Consider the following 21,189-nt stretch of genomic DNA (forward strand, 5'->3'; position numbering starts at 1 on the left):
AAGATTCACATGCAGCTATCCGATAAAAAAGCCACGCTGTCGTTCTCCGACGGCAGCCCCTCGGTCGAGTTTCCGGTCTACCAGGGCACGGTGGGCCCGGACGTGATCGACATCCGCAAGCTCTACGGCCAGACCGGGATGTTCACCTACGATCCCGGCTTCATGGCGACGGCCTCCTGCGAATCCGCCATCACCTACATCGATGGCGACAAGGGCCAGTTGATGTATCGCGGCTACCCGATCGACCAACTGGCGACGAACTGCGATTTCCTGTCCGTGGCCTACCTGATCATGAACGGCGAACTGCCCGACGACCGGCAGAAACAGGAATTCGACAGCCTGGTCACGCACCACACCCTGGTGCATGAGCAGATGCACACTTTCCTGCAGGGCTTCCGCCGCGACGCGCACCCGATGGCGGTGCTGACGGGGCTGGTGGGGGCGCTGTCGGCCTTCTACCACGACTCCACGGACATCACCAATCCGCACCATCGCGAAGTCTCCGCGATCCGCCTGATCGCCAAGCTGCCGACCCTGGTCGCCATGGCGTACAAGCATTCCCTGGGCCAGCCTTTCATCTATCCGCAGAACGATCTGTCCTACACGGGCAATTTCCTGCGCATGATGTTCGCCACGCCCTGCGACGACTACAAGGTCAACGACGTCGTGGAACGTGCGCTGGACCGCATCTTCATCCTGCACGCCGACCACGAGCAGAACGCCTCCACTTCCACGGTGCGCCTGTGCGGTTCCTCGGGTACCAACCCGTTCGCCGCGATCGCGGCCGGCGTGGCCTGCCTGTGGGGCCCGGCGCACGGCGGCGCCAACGAGGCCTGCCTGAACATGCTGGAAAGCATCCAGGCCCAGGGCGGCGTGGCCAAGGTCGGCGAGTTCATGGAAAAGGTCAAGGACAAGAATTCCGGCGTGCGCCTGATGGGCTTCGGTCACCGGGTCTACAAGAACTACGACCCGCGCGCCAAGCTGATGCAGGAAACCTGCCGCGAAGTCCTGGATTCCCTGGGCCTGCACAATGATCCGCTGTTCAAGCTGGCCATGGAACTTGAGCGCATCGCCCTGGAAGATCCGTACTTCGTGGAACGCAAGCTCTACCCGAACGTGGACTTCTACTCGGGCATCGTCCAGCGCGCCATCGGCATCCCGACCTCGCTGTTTACGGCGATCTTCGCCCTGGCCCGCACGGTGGGCTGGATCGCCCAGTGGAACGAGATGCTGTCCGATCCCAACTACAAGATCGGCCGGCCGCGCCAGTTGTACACCGGCGCCACGGCGCGCGACGTGAAATAACGCCGCTCAGCGGCCGTCAGGGTTTCCTGGCGGCTGTGACGGCGCCTCGAAATGCAAGAGCGGGCCCATGGGCCCGCTCTTGCATTTCGAGATCAGGGGATCATCGCAGCAGTGCGCCCGGGTCCAATTGTGCCAGGGCCAGGCGGGCCTGTTCGATCAGCGCCTGCCCGGCGGCGGCCAGGTGCGCGTCTTCCGCAGGGTCCGGCCGGGGTTGCATCCGGTTCAGGGCACGCAGAATGGTTTGCCAGCTGCGGCGAGCCAGGTCCGGTTCCCAGGCGCCCAGATCGTGCTTCAGGCACTCATCGGCCAGATGCCGGGCCAGCGCCTGAGGCGAGGCCTGGGGCGCTATTTGCGGCAAAGCTTCCAGCATGGCCAGGCGGGCCAGGAACCGGTCACGTCCGGCCCAGGTGGTTTCGATCAGCGTCTGATAGATCTGCAGGGCCTGATCGGTTTGGCCATCCGCCAGCGCGGTGCGTGCCTGTGTCAGGGCCTGGCTGGCCCGGTCGGCGGGCCCGTCGCCCGAGGACTGCCGGGCGGCCCGGCAACTGGCCAGCCATTGCCGGGTGGCCTCGCTGGCAAAGGGAGTGCCGTCCGAAAACGCCAGGTGTTCGATGTCCGGCACCCGTTGGGTGAAGCACAGGACATGATCGATGACGGCTTGCCGCAGGGGGGCGCCGGCGCTGCCCATCAGGCTGAAACCGCGGGCCGATTCGCGGTCCAGATCCAGCCAGTAGGGAAAGGTGGCCAGGCGGGACTCGCAGAACTCGATCAGTCCTTCGGCATTGCCGTTCTGCATGATGGTGGCGAAGGCGTCCTGGATGGCTACCGGCGGTGGCATCAGGGCCGTGATGCCTTGCTGGGACGGGGGGGCGGCCAGGATGACGGCGCGGGCCGTCAGGCGGCACAGATCGATGCTGGCGGGATTGAGCGGGCTCAGGCTCCTGAGCGCGCTGCCAAGCTGGCCAAGGTGATCCAGCGCCGGCTGCATGGCATGCAGCACGGCGTCCTCGCTGTCCAGGGCCATGTGCTGATCTCCGCCTGGGCGGAAGGCGGCCGGCGCGGGAGACGGCGCTGACGAGGCGGCAGCCGGTGCGGCCGCACCCTGCGGTTGGGATGCGGCCGCACCGGTGGGCATTTCGGCCGTGCCGGAAGAAGACGGCGCACGCTCCTCGGATGTGGCGGGCTGAGGCTCGGGTTCGATGCGTGACAGGCGGCGGATACGTTGGATCAGGGGTTGCAGCGGCGGGCATTCTGGATCCAGCTCGCCCAGGCGCGTATCGAGCGACTGGGCGTCATCGAGCATGGCCTGATGAAACGGGGGCTGAAGAGGGGCGATCTCTTCCTGGCCGTCCAGCCAGTCCGAGGCGCGTTCAACCCACCACTGCAGCGCATTGCGGCGTCCGCGCAGGCGCTTGAGCGGCGGCTGGGCGCTGTCCCAGAAACGGGCGATCAATTGTTCATGCAGTCGCAAGCCGGCCGCCAGGCCCTCGATGCCCCGGGATTGCATCCAGGCGGCCGACAGCCAGGCGGCCAGCATGAAATCCTTGCTCTGCTGGGCCAGCAGACGGCTGGCCGTGGTTTCGACTTTCAGCCAATCGATCTGTCCTGTGCTGGACGGACTGGACATCTTGTCGATTTCGGCGGTCAGGCCGTCGTATTCTTCGCCGGACCGGATGTCGGTGCCGCCGGGGTTTGGCCCGGAAATGGGGAGCAGCAGGGATTCTGTATCGAGGGTCATGCGGGTCTTGGTGATGCCGGAGGATCAACCCAGGCGGATCAGGGTGACGTCCTGGAGTTCGCCATCCGGCAGGGTGCCGAGCGCGATGAGATCGGGGTCGCCTTCCAGGCGGACGTAGTAGCGTTCGTCCGGCGCGATCGGGTTGCGCAAGCCCCAGGCCTCGAAGGCGGTACCGGCGGCCGTGAATTGCAGGCCTTTGATTTCGTATTGATTGTCGGTGGTGGAGGGCAGTCCGCCCTTGGGGCCCACCGCATGGAAGTCGATCTTGGCGTCGTGACCCGAAACACCGACCAGCGCGCCGTCCGTGGCCCCCCCCGCGTGCGGATGGGTTTCCAGCCAGACGCCAAGGCGTTCGTGGGCATGCAGGCCCAGGTGAACCGGCCAGGCGGGGGCGATCGGTGCGTGGGCGCGCGCCACGAGCTTGGCGGGCCAGTTGCCGGACAGTGGTTCCCAATCGTCCAGCACGGACAGTTCCGTCTTGCGCCCGGCGGCGGAGGGCGGTTCGCCGCTCAGGAGAGTGAACCCGTTGAGCGGACGGCCTGCCCGGCTGTGCAGCATCAGACGAAACAGCGCCAGGTCGCGCCGCAGTCCGGGATCGGCAAACCGCTGGGCGTCGCCGATGAGCACGATGACGGCCGCGTCAGCGGCGGCAGCCTCTTGCGCGGCGGCCAGCCAGGACAGGCCCTGCGGCCAGCGCTGGCCCTTGACGGGCAGGCCATAGGGCTGCAGTTGCCGGGCGGCGGCCTGGGCCGTCCCCTCGTCGTCGGACAGATTGATGAACCATGCGCATGTGTTGGCCATGTCGGGTCCGCTCAGTGGAAGCTTGCTGTGAACTGGCCTTGATCGTCGACTTCCAGGCGAGCCTGGCTGATGTCGCGCGCCTCGGCCATGTGCGTCAGCAAGGTATTGGACAGCATGGGCAGCAGCGTGCCGCGCAGAATGAAGTCGATGTTGCGCGCCCCCGTGTCGACCTCGGTGCACCGCTGTGTGATGGCGTCGATGACGGCCTCGTCGATTTCCAGGCGGATCTTGTTGTTCTGCTGCATGCGGCGCGCCAGCTTGCCCAGTTTGAGGCGGACGATGCCCTTGAGTGCATCGGCCTTCAGGGTGAGGAAGGGGACGACGGTCATGCGGGCCAGCAAGGCGGGCTTGAAGTGCTGCGACAGGATGGGCCGGATGGCCGCCTGGATGGCTTCCAGCGGCGGCATGGTATCGCCCGCACACAGTTCCGTGATGACGTCGAGCGCCAGATTGGAGGTCAGGAACACCACGGTATTGCGGAAATTGATCTCGCGGCCTTCTCCATCGGAGAGCACGCCCTTGTCGAACACCTGATAGAACAGGTTGACGACGTCCAGGTGGGCTTTTTCGACCTCGTCGAGCAGTACCACGGAATAGGGCCGCTGGCGCACGGCCTCGGTCAGTACGCCGCCTTCGCCATACCCCACATAGCCCGGGGGCGAGCCCACCAGCCGGCTGACGGTGTGCTTTTCCTGGAATTCGCTCATGTTGATGGTGACGATGGACTGCTCGCCGCCGAACATGGCGTCCGCGATGGAGAGTGCGGTTTCGGTCTTGCCGGTGCCCGAGGGGCCGACCAGCAGGAATACGCCCATGGGCTGGTCCGGATCGCGCAGGCCGGAACGGGCGGACTTGAGCACTTCGGCCAGGGTGTGCAAGGCATGGTCCTGGCCCTGGATGCGGGCCTTGAGCGTGGCCTCGAGGGTCAGGGCGGCGGAGGCCTGATCCCGCATCATCTTGCCCAGCGGGATGCCGGTGCGGTCGGAGACGACCTTGGCGATCGTGTCGCCGGAGACATCGATGTGGATGAGCTTTTCTTGGGCCTGCAGGGCTTCCAGCGCCTGTTCCGCACGGATCAGCTCGATCTCGATGGCGGCCTTGTCGCGGGGCGGGGCGGTTTCGGCGTCGGATGGCGGCGCATCGGCGTCCGCCTCGTCTGCGCGGGCCGGGGCGTCTTGAGGTGCGGCCGCCTGGCTGCGTTCGGCGCGCAGAGAGAGCACGCGGTGCGCCGCTTCGAACTGCGCCTGGTAGCGTTGGCGGGCTGCGTCGAGCGCGGCCTGCGTTTGCGTCAATGACTGCTCGATTTCTTCCAGGCGGGCCGGCTCGGCGGGCGCGTGGTTTTCGATGTCGCGCAGCAGACCGCGTTTTTCTCGTTCCAGCATCTGCAGCTGACGTTCGAGATCTTCAATGAAGTCGGGCTTGGATGAAAGATTGATCTTGATGCGTGCGCAGGCCGTGTCCAGCAGGTCGATGGCCTTGTCCGGCAACTGGCGGCCGGTGATATAGCGGTTGGACAGGCTGGCTGCCGATGCCAGGGCTTCTTCGCGAATGATGACCTGGTGGACCTGCTCGTAGCGTTCCTTGAGGCCGCGCAGGATCTGCACTGCCATCTCGACGCTGGGCTCATCGAGCTTGACGAGTTCGAAGCGGCGCGCCAGGGCCGCATCCTTTTCGAAGTATTTCTTGTATTCGCTCCAGGTGGTGGCCGCGATGGTGCGCAGTTCGCCCCGCGCCAAAGCGGGCTTCAGAAGATTTGCGGCATCGCTGGAGCCGGTTGCACCGCCGGCGCCGATCAGGGTGTGGGCTTCGTCGATGAACAGGATGATGGGGGTGGGCGAGGCCTTGATTTCAGTGATGACGCCACGCAGGCGGTTTTCAAATTCGCCCTTGACGCCCGCGCCCGCCTCGAGAGCGCCCATGTCCAGCCCCAGGATCGTGACGTTTTGCAGAAGATCGGGGACGTCGCCTTCGGCGATGCGCACGGCGAGGCCTTCGATGACGGCGGTCTTGCCGACGCCGGGGTCACCCACGCAGATGGGGTTGTTTTTGCGCCGGCGGGCCAGGATGTCGACCATCTGACGGATTTCGGGGTCGCGTCCGAACACGGGGTCGATCTTGCCGGCACGGGCCTTGGCGGTGAAATCCTCGCAGAATCGTTGCAGGAACGAGCCGTGGCTGTCGCCCCCGCGCACGGCGGGTGCGGCGGCGTTGGCAGGCCCTGCGCCGGCGAGCGCGGTTTCGCGGGATTGCGGGGCGATTGTGCCCAGCAGCTGGATGACGCGCTCCTTGTCGAGCTTGTCGAGCAGGGCGGCGTAGCTGGTGTTGGCGTAGAACGAGGCGCGCGCGGCAAAGGCGGCCAGCAGGGCGCCGGAACGGATGGACGATTCGAAGAGATCGACTGAGGCGACCATCCAGGCATCGGAGAACAGATCGGGCAGGAGTGGCGAAAACTGTGGCCGGGCCCCGTTGCCGGTCTTGAAGGATTCGAGGGATTGCTCCAGCGCGCGTTGCAAGCGGCCGGGATCGATTTCGGCCTGGCGCAGGATGAGCTGGATATCCCCGTTGGGGTCATCGAGCAGCCTTACCAGCAGGTGTTCGAGGGTGATCTCGTAGTGCGTGCGGTTCAGGCAGAGGCCAGCGGCATTTTCCAGTGCGTCCCGGCAGGCGGGATTGAGACGTTCGACCAGGGCTCTGAACTCGACGATTTGCATGGATGACGATCCGTGGAAAGGAAAAGGGAAAAGGAAATGCGGTGCGTGAAAAAACGGCAACCAGGCTGGAGCCTGGTTGCCGGGGTGATGCGATCAGGACTTGGGTGCGTTCCAGGAGTCCTGAGCCTCGATGCCATCAGGCGAGAAGGTCTCGATGATGGTCTCGTAGGTGAACGACACGGCTTCCATGTGACCCATGGACTTGTTGGCGGGGTCCAGGCAAATGGGCACGAACTTGTGCATGGAAGTGATGATGGCGTTCTTGATTTCCACCGTGTAGTACAGCTCTTCCTTGCCTTGCGGAGAAATGCGGTAGTACTCGAGCTTGGCGTCGGTCAGTTGCTCTCCGGAGGTCAGGGCCTGGAAGAGCTTGGGGGACGCCTTGTCGATTTCCTTGGTGATCGTCAGCGGGCCGTGGATGCGCTTGCCCGTGGGCAGGCCGGTCTGGATCGACTTGGGAATTTCGATGGTGTGATCGACCGCCTGGACCAGGATCGTGTTTTCATGGCCTTGAATGGTGCAGCTGCCGTCGATCTTGCCTTGAGTTTGGCCGGTCAGGGTCAGGTAGCCGGGCATGGGCATGGTGAAGCTCCTAGAAGATGATGGTTGCCGTTTTCTGTTGGCAAGGTCAGTGGTTTACTTTCGGTCGAGCTTTCCGACCAGGGACAGCGTGAACGAAGCGCCCATGTATTTGAAGTGCGGACGCACGAGCATGGACACACGATACCAGCCGGGATCGCCTTCCACGTCTTCGACATTGATCTGGGCCGTGCGCAAAGGGCGGCGGCTGCGGACTTCCGGTCCCGGAGCGTCCATGTCGGCGACGTATTGGCGTATCCAGTTGTTAAGTTCACCTTCGAGGTCCGCGCGTTCCTTCCAGGTACCAATATTTTCACGCTGCAACACTTTGATATAATGTGCCAGTCGGCTGACCACAAAAATATAAGGCAGCTGAGTCCCCAGTTTGTAGTTGGTCTCGGCTTCCTTGCCTTCCTTGGTGTTGCCGAAGAACTTGGGCTTCTGGCAGGAATTCGCCGAGAAGAACGCCGCATTGTCGCTGTTCTTGCGCATGGCCAGGCCGATGAATCCCTGTTCGGCCAGTTCGAATTCGCGTCGTTCGGAAATCAGGACTTCGGTGGGGATCTTGGTCTGGATCTCGCCCATGGCCTGGAAGTTGTAGATGGGCAGATCGCCGACCGTCCCCCCGCCTTGAGGGCCGATGATGTTGGCGCACCAGCGGTAGTCCGCAAAGCTGGCCGTCAGGCGCGAGGCAAAGGCGAATGCGGCGTTACCCCACAGGAAGGCGTGATTGCCGGCCGACACATCTTCTTCGTAGTTGAATTTTTTGGACGGCGTGGTGTCGTTCCCGTACGGGGTGCGCAGCAGGAAATGGGGCACCACCAGCCCGACGTTGCGTGCGTCCTCGCTTTCGCGGAAGCCGTTCCATTTGGTGTACTGCGGCATCTCGAAGATCGAGGACAGGTCCTTCAGGTCGGGCAGTTTGGAGAAGTCGTCCAGGCCGAAGAACTGCGAACCGGCGGCGGCGATGAAGGGCGCATGCGACATGGAGGCCACCGCCGCGCAATATTGCAGCAGCTTGACGTCGGAGGAGCCCGGGCCGAATTCGTAGTTGGCGATGATGGCGCCGAAGGGCTGTCCGCCGAACTGGCCGAATTCACTGGTATAGCAGTTCTTGTACAAGCCGGATTTGGTGACTTCGGGCGAGTCTTCAAAATCGCTGAGCAGATCGTCCTTGCTGACGTTCATGATCTGGATCTTGATGTTTTCACGGAAGTTCGTGCGATCGACCAGGAACTTCAGCGAGCGCCAGGAAGATTCCAGGCGCTGGAAATCCGGGTGATGGAGAATCTCGTCGACCTGCCGGCAGAGCTTTTTGTCGAGCTCGGAGATCATGTCGTCGGCCAGCGAGGCCGTGATGCGATCCGTGGCGCGTGCCGGGTCCAGCAGAGAAGAGATGAAGGTTTGAATGCCCTGGCGCGTGATGGCGTAGGATTCATCGCCGGGACGGACCCGCGTGGTCTCCAGGAGTTGATCGATCAGCGAGCCGCCGGCCTCCGGGGCTGCGCCTGCTTGTTCCTGTTTTGCTGCTTCTTCGCTCATGCTTGCATCCTGCGTATGTTCGGGTGAGGTTCCGTCGAGGGAGCCAGAAGGTTGTTTATTTGTCTTTGATGTCGAGTTCTTGCAGCAGCCGGTCGCGGGCGCCTTCGTCCTGAACGAGTTCCTGGAGTTTCTTGCGGAAATCGGGGATGTTGCCCAGCGGACCCTTGAGCGCCTTGAGCGCATCGCGCAACTGCACGATGGAGCGCAGTTCAGGCACCTTTTCGACGATGTTGTCGGGCTGAAAATCCGCCAGCGATTCGAAATTGATGTTGACCGGAATGTTGCCGTCCGAATCGGGTTCGAGACGATTGGGGACGGAGAGGTCCAGCGACAGGTTCTGCGCCTTGAGGACGTCGTTGTAGTTGTCCTTGTCGACATTGATGGGCGCGCGTTCTTCGACGCTGCGGTCATCGGCGCGCTGGGTGAAATCCCCGAGGATCAAGAGTTTGAGCGGCAACTCGACTTCTGCGTGGGCGTCGCCCGTCGCTGGCTTGTAAGTGATGTTGACACGTTCCTTGGGTGCGACGGAACCTTCTGTAGCCATGTGAGTCTCCTGTGATGGCAGGCCGGGGTAAGGCCGGGCTTGAAAAGTGTGGCTTGAGTTACTTTATCTGTCAATTATGAAAGGAGATGTCATCACGGCGCCGGAGGGATTTTGAGGACCCGGTTGGTGACGATCAAATTGTCGTTCTTGATGTGATTGAGTTCCCGCAGCACCTCGACGGTGGTGCCGTAGCTGCGAGCGATGGAGTACAGGGTGTCGCCTTCGCGCACACGGTGCGTGCGGTCCGGCGCGGGCTTGGCGGCCGGAGGGGGCGGAGGCTCGGGGACCGGTTCGGGCTCGGGCGCCGGCGGCGGGTTGAGCAGTTGTTCGGCCCGCTGGCGGATATAGAGCGGCAGGGCGCCGTCCGGCTGGCGCGGCGTGCCGGCCGTCCAGCATTGGCCGACCCGTTCCGGGACCTTCAGGGCGACGCGGGCCGGCACGGCGCCGATCGCGGGGGTCTCGGTTTCGGCCAGGTAATCCAGCCGATCGGCCATGGTCAGCAACTGCTCGGCGCCGGTAAAGGCATAGCGTACGTGAATGGTGCGCACATCCAGGGCCTCGAGACGTTCCTGGGACTGGGGAAAGTCGGCCGGCGTGAAGATATGCTCGCCGTCCGGGAAATCCGCCAGGAAACGCGCCATGCCCATGGGGCCCGGATAACGCTGGGTCAGGGTCAGGTCGTCGATGTCCACGCGCAGTGTCACGTCGCCGCATTGCTCCGGCGACCAGTCGAAGCTGTTGGTGACATCCATATTGAAATTGTCCAGCGTAATGTCCTGCTGCGCGCACTGGATGGAGAGGGTCGCGGCATAGGGTTGTGCATGGGCGCCTGGATTGACGCCCAGCGGCCGGGCTGCAATCAGGATCGTGGCGCTTTTGCCCTTGGCGGCCTCCGCCTGCTTGGATTTGACGACCGACTCGACCCGCGTGTCGACCGAACGATTGAGGAAAGGCAGGAAGTCGGGATTCAGCGGGACGCTGTAGTTGTCCTTCTTGGCGGAGGTGAAGCCTTCCGCACGGCGCTGGACGAAAGGCTTGAGCGGACCGTCAGCGAAAGCCCAGACTGAGCCCTGGTCGCCGAACAGCTGATCATTCGCCTCGCGCGGACTGACGGCCAATTGGGTTTTCCAGAGGACATCGTGTTCCCAGTCCTGCTGGATCTGGCAAGAGGCCTGTTCCAGCGCATACAGCGTCAGGACGCGTAGCGGACCGCCGACCAGTTTCCAGATCAGTTGATCGTCCGGCAGATCGAAGCCCGAGGCCTGGCGAAAGGCGTTCAGGCTGTCTTGCGTGGCCTGCAGGGCGGAGCTGGCCGCCTTGGGGTCGGAGCCTTGGCCGAAGTAGCTGCTCATCAGCTGATAGGACTGGCTCGTGCCTTCCAGGGCCTGGGCGGCCGCGACGTCGAATTGTCTGGTGTAGTCGGCGAAGGCCTGCACACCATGGATCGAGCGGCCCACGTTGAGCGGGTTCGCGTTGTCGACGAGATCCCTGGTCGTTGGGTGCAGCAGCCGCGTGCCGATGGTGTTGATGGTCTCGATGATGGCCGAGGCCCGATCCAGCGAAATATTGTCCTGCACCGCCCGCCTCTGGGAACTGAATTCGCGCGCGAACAGCAGCCAGCCGGGCAGCGTGGCGCGCGGCATGGTGCTGAACTCGGTGTTCAGGCGATCGAGGAGCAGGTAATACGGGCTGGTGATGGTGTCTACCCGGGTGACCAGGTCGCGCCAGGCAGGCTCGTTGGTAATGAGCCTTTCCCCTTGGTCGAACGACCAGACGAAGCTGCGCCAGGCGTTCATGCGCTCGCTGGCGTACCAGGCTTCGAAGGCGCCCCTTCGGGTCTGGAACTCGGGTGACTGATTCAAGGCCTCGCTGATTTCGTCCAGCAGGGCTTCGATGCGCTGGTAGCCGGCCCAGGTCATGGCGGGCGGGATTTCGCCCTGATTGGGACCTTGCGAACCGGGTAGCCAGAAATCGCGGAGGGTGACCGGGGTCAGGCCGGGCTGGCGGTTGGCCCAATCCAGCAGCCAGGGCAGATGGTCGATCTGCCCCATGGCCTGTTGCAGCAAGGCGCGGTCCGAGTCCAGGTTGTCCTTCAGCCAGGAGGCTTGACTGGGGCTCCAGGCCTTGAAGGCCGCTGCCATCTGAGCCGAGGCGTCGTCCAGCGATGAGGGCAGATCCATGCCCAGTGTCGTGTTGATCTGGGCAGGGGCCTGCGGCATCCGCAGCAGTTGCCTGTAGTCGGCGCCGTCGATGCGCGCCTGGGTCTGGTTGATGCTGCGCACCAGCGTGAGGATGGCATTGGCATAAGCCTGCTCGTCCTGCGCACCGTCATGCTGCAGGGCCGGGATGATGACATCGTGCCGGTTGCGCTGCAGAAGGCTGCGATAGCCCCCCACATATCTGGCCTTGATGTCGTCCTCGAGATCCAGCAGATCCGGGCTGAAGGCCAGCCAGCGGCTGGTCCATTGTCGTTCGTGATCGCCGATCAGGTCGATGATGCGCAGGATATCCTGCAGCGCCTGGACACGCTGCGCGATCGGTTGATCCCGCTGGTCCAGGGCGATCCTGGGGTAGGCGTTCTGGATCTCGCGCAGGCTGGTTCGAGTCTGGTAGTAGGACACCAGCAGGAAGCCCAGGGCGGCCAGGCACAGGCAGAACCAGGCGACCATGGCCAGGTTGCGGGTGGCCAGGCGCCAGCGGTCGATGATGACAGTGGGTTGCCAGGCATTCCTGTCGGCGGGCAGGACGTATTCGAAGACGTCGTGCAGGAACAGGCCTTTGCGCGGCGGGGCTGGGCGGGGTGCGCCCGCCTGGTCCCTCAGGATGTCGGGCCAGTGCTGGCCATCCTGGCTGGCACTGGTGAGGTGCACGCCGCGCAGCAAGGGCTGCTCCAGATAGGGACTGCTGCCCATGCAGGCGGCCAGGAATTGCTTCAGTCCGGCGCGAAGTCGTTCGACCTCGTCGGGAAACAGCAGGAATTCCGGGCTGAGGTCCTTTCCCTGGATGGCCCGGTCCAGGCGCAACTGACGCAAGCGGGCGGTGATGGCGTCGATCGCCTGGTCGGCGAAATGGGCTTCGGCCCCGTCGCCGTCCGCCAGCACGCCCGTAAAGCCCATGGCCTGGCCCAACTGGTCGGCCAGCAGGATTTCGGACCAGGCTTCGAAGCCGGGGATGTGATCGCACTGGGTGATCAGCAGATGAATGGGAAAGCGCCGGTCGAACAGGCGGATCAACTGGTTGATGCGTTCACGCAGGGCCTGGCCCTGGCGGGCCAGGACGTCTTCGGGTGTGTGGCGCACCTGGTCGGCCGTGACGCACAGGACCAGGCCGTTGATGCCTTCTCGGACGCGATATTTCGATAGCAGTTCGAGGATGCGGAGCCATTCGGCCTGGTCGGTGTCCGTGTTGCCGGCGGCCACGTAGCGGCCCGCCGTATCCAGGATGACGGCACGATTGAGGAACCACCATTCGCAATTCTCGGTCGGACCCGTGGCGTCCTGTGCGGCTGTGCCTCGGATCAGGCTGCCCGGTTGGGACTGGGTGATGGCTGTGGTCTTGCCGCTGCCCGGTTGGCCGATGACCATGAACCAGGGCAGGGCATAGACGGGATTGCCGTGGCGGCGCAGGCTGGAATGACGCAGCAGGCTGATGGCCTGCTTCCATTTCTGGTTGAGGCGGGTCAGGCTGGTGGTTGTGTCGGATCGCGTGCGTCCGTGCGCCTCGGAGGCTGCCAGCTTGGCGCGCGACCGGGCCACCCGCCACAGTCGCCGCAGCAGCTTGTAGCTGAGCCAGCCGCCGATCAGGCCGAAAAAGATCGCGGGCGCCCCCCAGCCGGGCCACATCAGATACATGGCCAGGATCCAGCTGAACAGGGCCAGGGCGATCAGCAGCAGAAACCGGAGCAAAAAGGTTTTCATAGGTTGATGGTCTGGCGGAATTCCAGCACGGCCTGCGTTAATCGGGTGTGCATGATCAGCGCCAGCGCCAGGACGATGAAGGGCGGCGCCAGGATCAGCAGCAGGCGCTGCAGGCTAAGGCGCCGGAATCGGCCGCGTCGCGCCGTCGCGGTGCCTTGCCCCGGGTAGGCCGCCGGGAACAGATGCGCGTCGGCCTGAGATGGATGCATGTCGGCCTGAGGCAGCAAGCGGTAGTGTTTCATGCGGATGTTCGCCAGCTCGGACAGGTTGCCGGCGGCGCTGTAGCGGCCCTGGAAACCCAGGCAGAGGCACAGCAGATAGACTTCGCGCAGGGTGTGGTCTTGGGCGCCCAGCTGTTCCAGGCGCTCGAAGAACTCGCGCCCGGCCAGGCCGGTATGGAAATAGCGGCGCTGCAACAGAAAGGGCTGCCAGGCGTGTTCGTCGGGCCAGCGGTGGCTGCGGGAGACGGTTTCGTCGGCCCAGGCCAGCACGGGATAGAGGGCGGCTTGGAACGTCTCCGTGTCGATGTGATGCCGGAGTGCCCGGGACTGGGCCTGATCGATCAACTGGTCGAGGTTGCGGGAGAGATCTTCGGGCGAGGCATTCTCGGGTTGGCGCTGGAAATCCTGAATGCGGGCCATCAGCAGCGTGAAGCAGTCGACGAGTGTCATGGCTCAGCCTCGCAGGACGATGATTTGCGCCCGCAGGTCGTCCGGAGCGTCAGGCCAGAACAGCCCGATTTCCGCCGCCTGGACGATCTGCTCCCATTCGGCGCTCATTTGTTCGATGCGGAAATAGCGCGCATTGGCCCGCTTGGGCATGCCTTGGGGCGGCGTGTTGATTTCGATGAGGTCGGTGCCGGGCAGGGCATGGTCGATGAGAGCCGGCAGGGCATGGGGCGCCGCCAGCCGGGCCAGGCGCAGAAAATCCTGGGTGGTCGCGTCCCATTTTTTGGAAGATTGCAACATCAGATAGAAGCGGTTGCGTGCCGCAAAATGGTCGCGGGCAATCGTGGCGACGCGATAGCCGTCGATGGGCTCCAGCGTGACGCGGAATTCCGGGCCGGCGGATATGTCGTTGAGGAGCCGGCTGATCAGTTGCCGGGCCGCCTGGAAGCAGGCATAGGGCTGCAGATGGTCGTAGGCCGGCAGGCCCTCGTCGGCGGGCAGATCGCGACGTCGGCCCATGGCATCGTATTGTTCGCTGAACGTGCTCAGTTCGCCCACGCAGCAGCGCAAGGCGCCATAAATCGTCCAGGGATGGACCTGGGGTGTTTCCGCCAGATGGGTCAGGGTCGGCACCTGGCGGTTCAGGGCCTGCAGCGCCTGCATCAGCATGAAATAGCCGGGGTCGAGTTCCTGCCGTTGCAGATCCTGCGAAACCTTGTATTCGGCCAGCTGGCGCATGCGCCCCGAGAGCTCGTCGCGGATGTCGCGCAGCAGGTTGGCCAGGAGAGCGGAGCCCGACAGGCGGTAGCAGGGCGGCATCTCGGTGGCGCTGAACTGGATCACGTCGTTGACGCGCTGCAACTGGCCGATGGGGATCAGGTCGTAGTCATCCAGCGAATCGAGTTCGGTGCCGAAAAACACCCGCACGATGTGCATGAGGATGGGAACCTGTGCGACCGGGCCGTCGCCATACAGATCGGGGGTTTCCTGGCCGTCGGCCTGCGAAGCATAGCGGGTGGCCGCATTGGTGGCGTCCTCGAAGGCATCGACGACGGTGACGTTGGGATGGGCGACAGCCAGTTTGCGCAGGCCCAGGTAGACGTCCAGGGGCTGATCGGTGTCGGTCCAGACCGTGCTGAAGTCCCTCGGCGCGATGAGTGCATTGCCGGGGAATTCGACGTAGGTATTGGGGCGGAAAATAAGCTGGGCTTCGCGGATGTCGATGTGCTGGGCCGCCAGGCCGTCTGGCGCGAATTCCAGCTTGCCGACCCCCCAGGCGTGCGGTGCCCCCAGGTCGTAGAGCGGCTTTTGCAGAAACTGCTGGTGCAGATCCTGGCGCTGCAGGTGCTGGGGTTGCAGGAATAATCCCTGGTGCCAGTATGTGGCCGTGCGAAAGTCCATGTGCAAGGTCCTTAGTTTCTCAGCTTTCGGGCGGCGGATGTCGATGCCTGCGCCGCGTCCCGGGCCTGCTGGTCGATATCGATTTCCAGTTTGTCGTTATTCAGCGGTACGGTTTCGATATTGGGCTTGCTGTCGGCATCGAAGGTCAGGCTGCGGGCATTGGTGATGCGCTGCCGTCCCAGACGCAGTTTCAGGGCCAGATGGGCGGGTTGCGCAGCATAAGTGGTGCTGATGATTCCACTGCTGTCCATATTGAGCGGAATGCGGAAAAGACGGGCCGCGTTGTCGACCTGAAAATAATAATAGCCTGCGATCAGCCCCACATAACGGGCATCCTGGACCCGGTCGAGCGTCAGGATGACGTGTTTGTCGGGGCTGACGACGAAACGGTCCAGTTGCAGCACGTCGGAGCCGGCATTGCCGCTGGCCAGGATCTGCTTGATCTTGTCGGCGTCTTTCAGGAGTGCGGCGAAGGTCTTGGTGTCGGCTGTCTGGAACACGCCCAGGACCACCGTGTGGGGCTGGCTGAAGAAGTCGTTCAGGTCGGGGCTGCTGTCGAGCTCGATCTGGATGGCATCCCGGGCATAATCCCACTGGACCTCCGCCTTGGCTTCGGTGGCCGTATTGCCGCCGAGGGCGGAATTCACACTGGAGCATCCCGCCGTCAGCGACAGCAGGCAGGCCGGCATCCACAGCAAAAACAGGCGCAGAAGGGGCATGCAAAATGAAACCTTGTGCAAGGATGGGCAAAAAAATACACTGCCCCTGGATGGGCAGACCCTTTTCCAGAACGAGGGAGTATATCTTATGTTGATTTCCCGGCCGCGCCGCGCGGGGGCCGCCTGGCAAGGAAAATCAGGCGTTTGCACGCTGTTCTCCTTGTGGGTTCTGATGGCTGGGGTCGGCAGCCCCGCATGGGCGGGTCAGCGTGTGCCCGTACTGACTGTTACGCATGATACCGTCACCCGGACCAGCCGTCCGCAGGTCTGCTGGGACGTCATCGTCAGCGACCGCGAGCGGGCGCGGCGCCAGTACGAGCAGCAGTCCTGGGTGGTCAAATACTGGAAGCCGGTCCTGGGCGGTATTCTGGGGGGCGCGCTGGGCTATCACTTCACGGCCAATTATGGCCCGACGCATCGGAAATGGGTGTATCCCACGGCGGCGGGGGGCATGGCGGTGGGCGCATTGGCAGGTCCCGGCGCAGTGATGGGCGGCTATGGCCTGGGGAAGCTGGCCTATGAATATTTCCCGACCAAGCTGCCGGTGGTGGCTGGCGTCTCTCTGGTGGGCGCCATTCTGGGCAATGTGGTGTTCAATTTCCTGTTTCCGGACGCGGTTTCCTCGGACCTGCTGGCTCCCACGACGCCGGGCGTCTATTTGCCGGAACAGCAGTTCTACATCGAGACCAGTTGCCTGCCCAGGACCCAGGTGCAGTACACCGAAAGCGCCTATCGCGTGGTGTACATGTATCAGGGCGAACGCCGGACCGCCATGTTGCCGCATTTTCCCGGCAACACCATTGAACTGGATGCCGAGGGCCGGCCGGTACAGGCGCCGCCGTCCCCTGCCTCTCTCGTGCGGATGCGCGAAGTGTCTCAATGACCGGTCCTAGTTGCAGTTGACCTTGACCTGGCTGGGCTGCAACAGGGCGCCGATGGCATTGCCTTTGTTTGATTTGACGCTGTCGCCCTGACGCACGACCGGCTTGCCTTCGAATTTGACCTTGAAGCTGGCGGTGATGAATTCGCACTCGCTCATGAATGTTCCCGAGACGACGCCGCCCAGTGTGCCGCCGGTGTCGCCGTTGCTGAGCGGAATTTTGGACGACTTGGTCACCGCCGGCGCACCGCCCACCAGTACCTTGGTGGTCGGCGGCGTAGCCAGCGTCGTCATGGCGAAGTTCGGATAGGGGATCGGGATGGGCGGCCCCGGCGGAGCCGGGGTCTTGCAGACGTCCGGGGTGCTGTTGGTCTGGCCGGCTTGGATGGTGGCGACAAAGGGCATGGCGGTTCCTGGCGGGATCAACCCAGGTCGATCTTCTGACCGTCGATTTTCACGAAGCCTTCGGCGCGGGTGGTGATGTGGCCGGCCCGGAGCTGATGGTGATCCTGGACGATGGTGCTGCTGCGGCCCACACGGGTCTCGTCCAGGCCCTGCACGGAGCGGAAACTTTCGATCGAGCGCGACAGCAGCCTGCCCAGCGTGGCCGACAGCGTCTTGGCGCCATACTGGATGGAGACGGCATGGGCTTGCAGGGTGTCGAACCAGCCCTGCCAGTGGGTGATGGTGGTCTGGGCGTGGACCGCGCGGATGTCCATCCGGGTGCCGTGCAGATCCAGTGATTGCGTGCCGTCCAGGTGCAGATGCCCGGCCTGCAGGCGCAGTTGGTCGTCACCCGCCTGCAGGCGGGCGCCGCCCGGCAACGTCAGGCTGGCCTGCTGTGCTCCCGGGCGCGTCAGGATGGCCAGGATATGGCCTGACGCTGCGCCCGTGGGGGAAGCCAGCAGCACCAGATCGCCTTCCTGGGGTTCCATCAGGCAGCTGAAAGCCGGGCGGGCCGTCGGGCAGTCCGGATGGCTGGTGCGGTAGTCGGAGCCGTCCCGGCCTGTGACGTAGGCCTGCAACAACAGGTCGGCGTGATCGGGGACGGGTTGGATCAGGGGCAGGACATTGGGCATGGCTTCGCATCTCCGGGGTTACAGGGGGGGGGCCCAGGTTTCGGCGGCAGCGCGGGCTGGATTGGTGCGTGCGCTGTTATTGAAAGTGGCGCCATCCCACAAGGTGCCCTCTTCCTGCAGTTCATGCAGATTGCAGATGTCCAGCGTGGCGCGGCGGGCGCTGGCCTGGTTCAGCACGGCATGCGACAGGTCGCACAGCCGCAGTGAGGCCTGGTCCCAAATGCTGGATGCAGCTTGCAGTTTGAGCATGACGCAGGTGGCGAAGCGGCTGTTCTGGCAACGGGCGCTGTTCAGGATCGCCGCCGAGAAATCGCAGAATTCGAACTGGGCCTCGGACAGGTCGGCCCCCGTGAGGTCGGCCAGTGTCAGACTGACGTTGGCGAGCCGGGCGCCCTTGAAACTGGCGCCCGTCAATTTGGCCTGTGCAAACTGCGTGTCCTTGAATTGGGAGCCGGAGAAATCCGCGCCCTGCAGATCGGCCTCGATGAAGAGGGTGAGATCCAGCGTGCAGCCCGGAAAGCGCTGGCCTGTCAGCTTGGTCTTCATGAGCATGGCGCTGACCATGGAGTTGTCGCGGAACAGGGCGTGGCTCAGGTCCGTGTCGAGTGCCATGAGGCGTTCGAGATTGGCGCCGCCCAGATCGGTATTGTCCAGGGAGCACGCCTTCAACCGTGCCAGGGACAGATCCGCCCCGGTGAGTGTGGCCTCGCTGAGCGAGCACTGGTCCAGCAGGGAGGCGGACAGATCCGCCTGGCCGCCCTGGATCCCGTCGAGGCTGACCTGCGTCAGCGTGGCCGTGGACAGATTGGCGTTGGCCAGGCCGGCCTGGTCCAGCACGCATTCCTTGAACGAGGCGCCCAGCAGCAGGCTGCCGTTCAGTTGCGCGCTGGTGAAATTGCAGCCTTGGAAATCGGCCTGGGTGAAGTTGGTCTCTGTCAGATCGGCCTGGCTGAAATCCACTTGGCGGAACTGGATGCCGGCAAAATCCGTGCCGGCCAGTTTGGCTTGGCGAAGATTGGCGTTTTCGAGGACACCGTCGATGATTTGCGGAGCGGTCATGGTCAGGGGCTCAGGTGGGGACGCCGAAGCGCACGGGCAGGATGGTGGCGTCGATCTGGCTGCCTTTCAGGGCGGTGTGCGTCAGATCGGTGTCGATGAAGCTGGCGGCGTACAGATTGGCGTCCTGGATCTGGCAGTGGCCGAGATCGGCATGGTTGAACGAGGCTTCCATCAGATTGCTGCGGTTCAGCACGGCATGGCACAGGATGGCGCGGTCAAAGCGGGCCTGGCGCAGATCGGCCTGCGACAGGCGGGCATGGCCCAGTTGCGTGTCGGAGAAATCGGCTCCCTGGGCGAGGACGCCATCCATTCGCACGCTCTCCAGGCAGGCGCCGACCCAGCTGGCGCCGCTCAGTACGGCTTGTTGCAGGTTGGCTCCCTGCCATTGGGATCCGGCAGTGCTCTGGCTGTCGCTGAGGGTGCAGCGTTCCAGACTGGCCTGGCTGAGATCGGCCAGGGTGAAATTGGCCCCGCTGCAGTCGGCGTCATCCAGCTGGATGCGGGCCAGCCGGGCGCCGGTGAAATTGGCCTGCTGGAGCCGGGCCCGTGACAGATTGCAGCCTTCCAGGTTGGCGTGCGAGAAATTGGCCTCGTCCGCCTGGATCTGCGGCGCCTGTACCTGCTGCAGCCAGGCCTGGGTCAGGGTGGTACGGTTCAGACTGACGCCGGTCAGTTCGGCGCCGGCAAAATTGGCGCCATAGCAGTTGCTGTCATCCAGTATGGCGCCTTTCAGGCTGGCGCCCGCCAACGTCGCCTGGTCCAGGGTGGCCTGGATAATCTGGCAGCCGGCCAGATTGGCCGCATCCAGTCGGGCGCCTTGCAGAATGGCCTGATTCAGCACCGCGCCCGGCAGTTGGGCGCCGGCCAGATTGGCCCCTGCCAGCACGGCGCCGGTAAAGTCCATGCCGGCCAGATCCAGTCCGGCCAGATTGGCCTGGCTGAGGTCCATGCCGGCGCAGGACTGACCTTGCGCCTGGCGCCGCTGGACGGCCAGTCGATGGCGTGTCGCCAGTGCCTGATCCTGCAGCGCCGGGCCTTGGCGGGAGGCCGGGGGCGCCACAGGGGCCTGGGCGGCCGTGACCAGCGGCGGGGGCTGGACGGATTCCAGCGTGGGGCCGGAGGTGGCCTGCGGCGCGTCGATGTCTTCGATCTCGCGCAGCAAGGACTCGATCTCGGTAAAAAACCCGCTGAGCGTGCCGCTGCGCTGGGCGATGGCCTGTGCGAACTGGCGGGTCTGGGGCATGGCCAGCATCTGCCGCATCAGGGTCTCGTCATCTGTGCCGTGCTGCTGCAGCATTTCCTTGAAGAGCGTTTTCTGCTCGGTGATTTTTTCCAGGAGTTCGGTGCTGGACAGTTGCGCGTATTCCTGTTGCCGCTGCGCCTGCAGTGCCTGTTGTTGTGCCGCCAGATCCGGCGCCGCCAGGGCCAGGTATTGCTGGAGATAGTGCTCCAGGGGTTGCTTCGGGCTGTCCGGATCCTCGAAAGTCCCCAGGAAGGCGTTCAGATCACGGCCGTCCGGCGTATGGACAGGCACCAGGCCGCGGTAGATCATGAGGCCGAGCCGGGCTTCGGGCAGCAGCCAGAGCGTGTCCGCATGCACCTGCAGTTCAGCGAAATCAGGGGCCCCGTCGGGCGGTGCCTGGTGGATGAAGAAACGAGGACGCTTTGCGGGCGTGCGGCCATGCAGGTCCGGGTGCTGCGGATGCATATTGCGCACCAGAATGGCTTCGCCGCCCTGCCAATAGCCATCCAGTCGCTGATCCGGCGGCGCCAACTGGAAAAAGGCGGGGTCGGTATCGACGGGATGGTGCGGCCAGCGTTTGGCCAGCCAGGCGTCGTCGTGCCGGCCCTGATGCCGTTGGCGTTCGGGATGGTCGGGTGTGAGTGGCGCAAAGCCCCGTACCGCGGGCTGGTCCTGCGCGATCGCCAGCTGTTTGTCCAGCGACCCGGCCGTGATGCGGGCGGATACTGGCCATTCGGTATAGCCGGCCGGTGGGTGGCACTGGCCGAATGCCAGCCATTCGCCGCAGGCTTTGGGCCAGCCTTCGTCGATCTCGCCATTTTTCCCGAGGATCCGGCTGACGGTGTCCCAGAGATTTTCGGTCGGATCGTCGTTGGCTTCCGGACCGGGCGGGTGCAGGGCAAAAGGCTGGATCACGCCCAGCGCCATGGCGTAGCGGCCGTCATCCAGTTTCAGGCTGCGTTGCAGAAGCTCGGTGCCGGGAGGCAAAAAAACCTGGAGGGAG

Annotated in this window: 16 protein-coding genes; 2 read left to right on the top strand and 14 right to left on the bottom strand. The window is 64.1% G+C overall.

The genetic code is table 11. From position 1 onward, the window contains the following. The first annotated feature begins 9 nt into the window (after positions 1-9). Complete coding sequence (gltA, locus tag O4H32_RS07555) at positions 10-1,305, top strand: citrate synthase (protein WP_269357979.1); 1,296 nt, start codon at positions 10-12, stop codon at positions 1,303-1,305. A 100-nt stretch (positions 1,306-1,405) separates the two neighbouring features. Here the strand turns inward: gltA and tssA are convergent, their stop codons facing one another. The 10 genes from tssA to tssJ form a co-directional block, all read right to left on the bottom strand. Continuing rightward, positions 1,406-3,043, bottom strand: coding sequence for a type VI secretion system protein TssA (tssA, locus tag O4H32_RS07560; RefSeq protein WP_269357980.1), 1,638 nt, complete (start codon positions 3,041-3,043; stop codon positions 1,406-1,408). 24 nt (positions 3,044-3,067) lie between these two features. Beyond that, positions 3,068-3,844 (bottom strand): hypothetical protein, encoded by a 777-nt coding sequence (locus tag O4H32_RS07565; protein WP_269357981.1) that lies wholly within the window; start codon positions 3,842-3,844, stop codon positions 3,068-3,070. An 11-nt stretch (positions 3,845-3,855) separates the two neighbouring features. Next, complete coding sequence (tssH, locus tag O4H32_RS07570; protein WP_269357982.1) at positions 3,856-6,555, bottom strand: type VI secretion system ATPase TssH; 2,700 nt, start codon at positions 6,553-6,555, stop codon at positions 3,856-3,858. A 93-nt stretch (positions 6,556-6,648) separates the two neighbouring features. Beyond that, the gene (locus O4H32_RS07575; protein WP_269357983.1) at positions 6,649-7,137 is read right to left on the bottom strand and encodes an Hcp family type VI secretion system effector; all 489 of its coding nucleotides are present in this window, start codon (positions 7,135-7,137) and stop codon (positions 6,649-6,651) included. A gap of 54 nt (positions 7,138-7,191) precedes the next feature. Further along, positions 7,192-8,676 carry a type VI secretion system contractile sheath large subunit gene (gene tssC / locus O4H32_RS07580; protein ID WP_269357984.1) on the bottom strand — a complete coding sequence of 495 codons (1,485 nt, stop codon included), beginning with the start codon at positions 8,674-8,676 and terminating at the stop codon, positions 7,192-7,194. Positions 8,677-8,731: 55 nt separating this feature from the next. Next, the gene (gene tssB / locus O4H32_RS07585) at positions 8,732-9,220 is read right to left on the bottom strand and encodes a type VI secretion system contractile sheath small subunit (RefSeq protein WP_269357985.1); all 489 of its coding nucleotides are present in this window, start codon (positions 9,218-9,220) and stop codon (positions 8,732-8,734) included. Positions 9,221-9,312: 92 nt separating this feature from the next. Further along, entirely contained in the window at positions 9,313-13,137 is a 3,825-nt protein-coding gene (locus O4H32_RS07590; protein WP_269357986.1) for a type VI secretion protein IcmF/TssM N-terminal domain-containing protein, read from the bottom strand. After that, a complete protein-coding gene (locus O4H32_RS07595; protein WP_269357987.1) occupies positions 13,134-13,808 on the bottom strand; it encodes a DotU family type IV/VI secretion system protein in 675 nt (224 codons plus the stop codon). The genes O4H32_RS07590 and O4H32_RS07595 overlap by 4 nt, the downstream gene beginning before the upstream one ends. A 3-nt stretch (positions 13,809-13,811) precedes the next feature. Then, the gene (tssK, locus tag O4H32_RS07600) at positions 13,812-15,206 is read right to left on the bottom strand and encodes a type VI secretion system baseplate subunit TssK (protein ID WP_269357988.1); all 1,395 of its coding nucleotides are present in this window, start codon (positions 15,204-15,206) and stop codon (positions 13,812-13,814) included. Between the two features lie 11 nt (positions 15,207-15,217). Further along, positions 15,218-15,925, bottom strand: coding sequence for a type VI secretion system lipoprotein TssJ (gene tssJ, locus O4H32_RS07605; protein ID WP_269357989.1), 708 nt, complete (start codon positions 15,923-15,925; stop codon positions 15,218-15,220). 211 nt (positions 15,926-16,136) lie between these two features. Between tssJ and O4H32_RS07610 the strand changes: the two genes are divergently transcribed. After that, positions 16,137-16,808, top strand: coding sequence for a hypothetical protein (locus tag O4H32_RS07610; protein WP_269357990.1), 672 nt, complete (start codon positions 16,137-16,139; stop codon positions 16,806-16,808). Positions 16,809-16,814: 6 nt separating this feature from the next. Here the strand turns inward: O4H32_RS07610 and O4H32_RS07615 are convergent, their stop codons facing one another. Genes O4H32_RS07615 through O4H32_RS07630 form a run of 4 tightly spaced genes read right to left on the bottom strand, consistent with a single transcriptional unit; the run spans position 16,815 to position 21,173 of the window. Then, entirely contained in the window at positions 16,815-17,210 is a 396-nt protein-coding gene (locus tag O4H32_RS07615; RefSeq protein ID WP_269357991.1) for a DUF4150 domain-containing protein, read from the bottom strand. A gap of 17 nt (positions 17,211-17,227) precedes the next feature. Continuing rightward, the gene (locus O4H32_RS07620; RefSeq protein ID WP_269357992.1) at positions 17,228-17,884 is read right to left on the bottom strand and encodes a DUF3540 domain-containing protein; all 657 of its coding nucleotides are present in this window, start codon (positions 17,882-17,884) and stop codon (positions 17,228-17,230) included. Between the two features lie 18 nt (positions 17,885-17,902). Next, entirely contained in the window at positions 17,903-18,943 is a 1,041-nt protein-coding gene (locus tag O4H32_RS07625; protein ID WP_269357993.1) for a pentapeptide repeat-containing protein, read from the bottom strand. A 10-nt stretch (positions 18,944-18,953) separates the two neighbouring features. Beyond that, positions 18,954-21,173, bottom strand: coding sequence for a DUF2169 family type VI secretion system accessory protein (locus O4H32_RS07630; protein WP_269357994.1), 2,220 nt, complete (start codon positions 21,171-21,173; stop codon positions 18,954-18,956). Between the last annotated feature and the right edge of the window lie 16 nt (positions 21,174-21,189).

Origin of the sequence: Castellaniella denitrificans, from assembly GCF_027214045.1 — a bacterium.
Taxonomy (GTDB): Bacteria; Pseudomonadota; Gammaproteobacteria; order Burkholderiales; family Burkholderiaceae_B; genus Castellaniella; species Castellaniella denitrificans_A.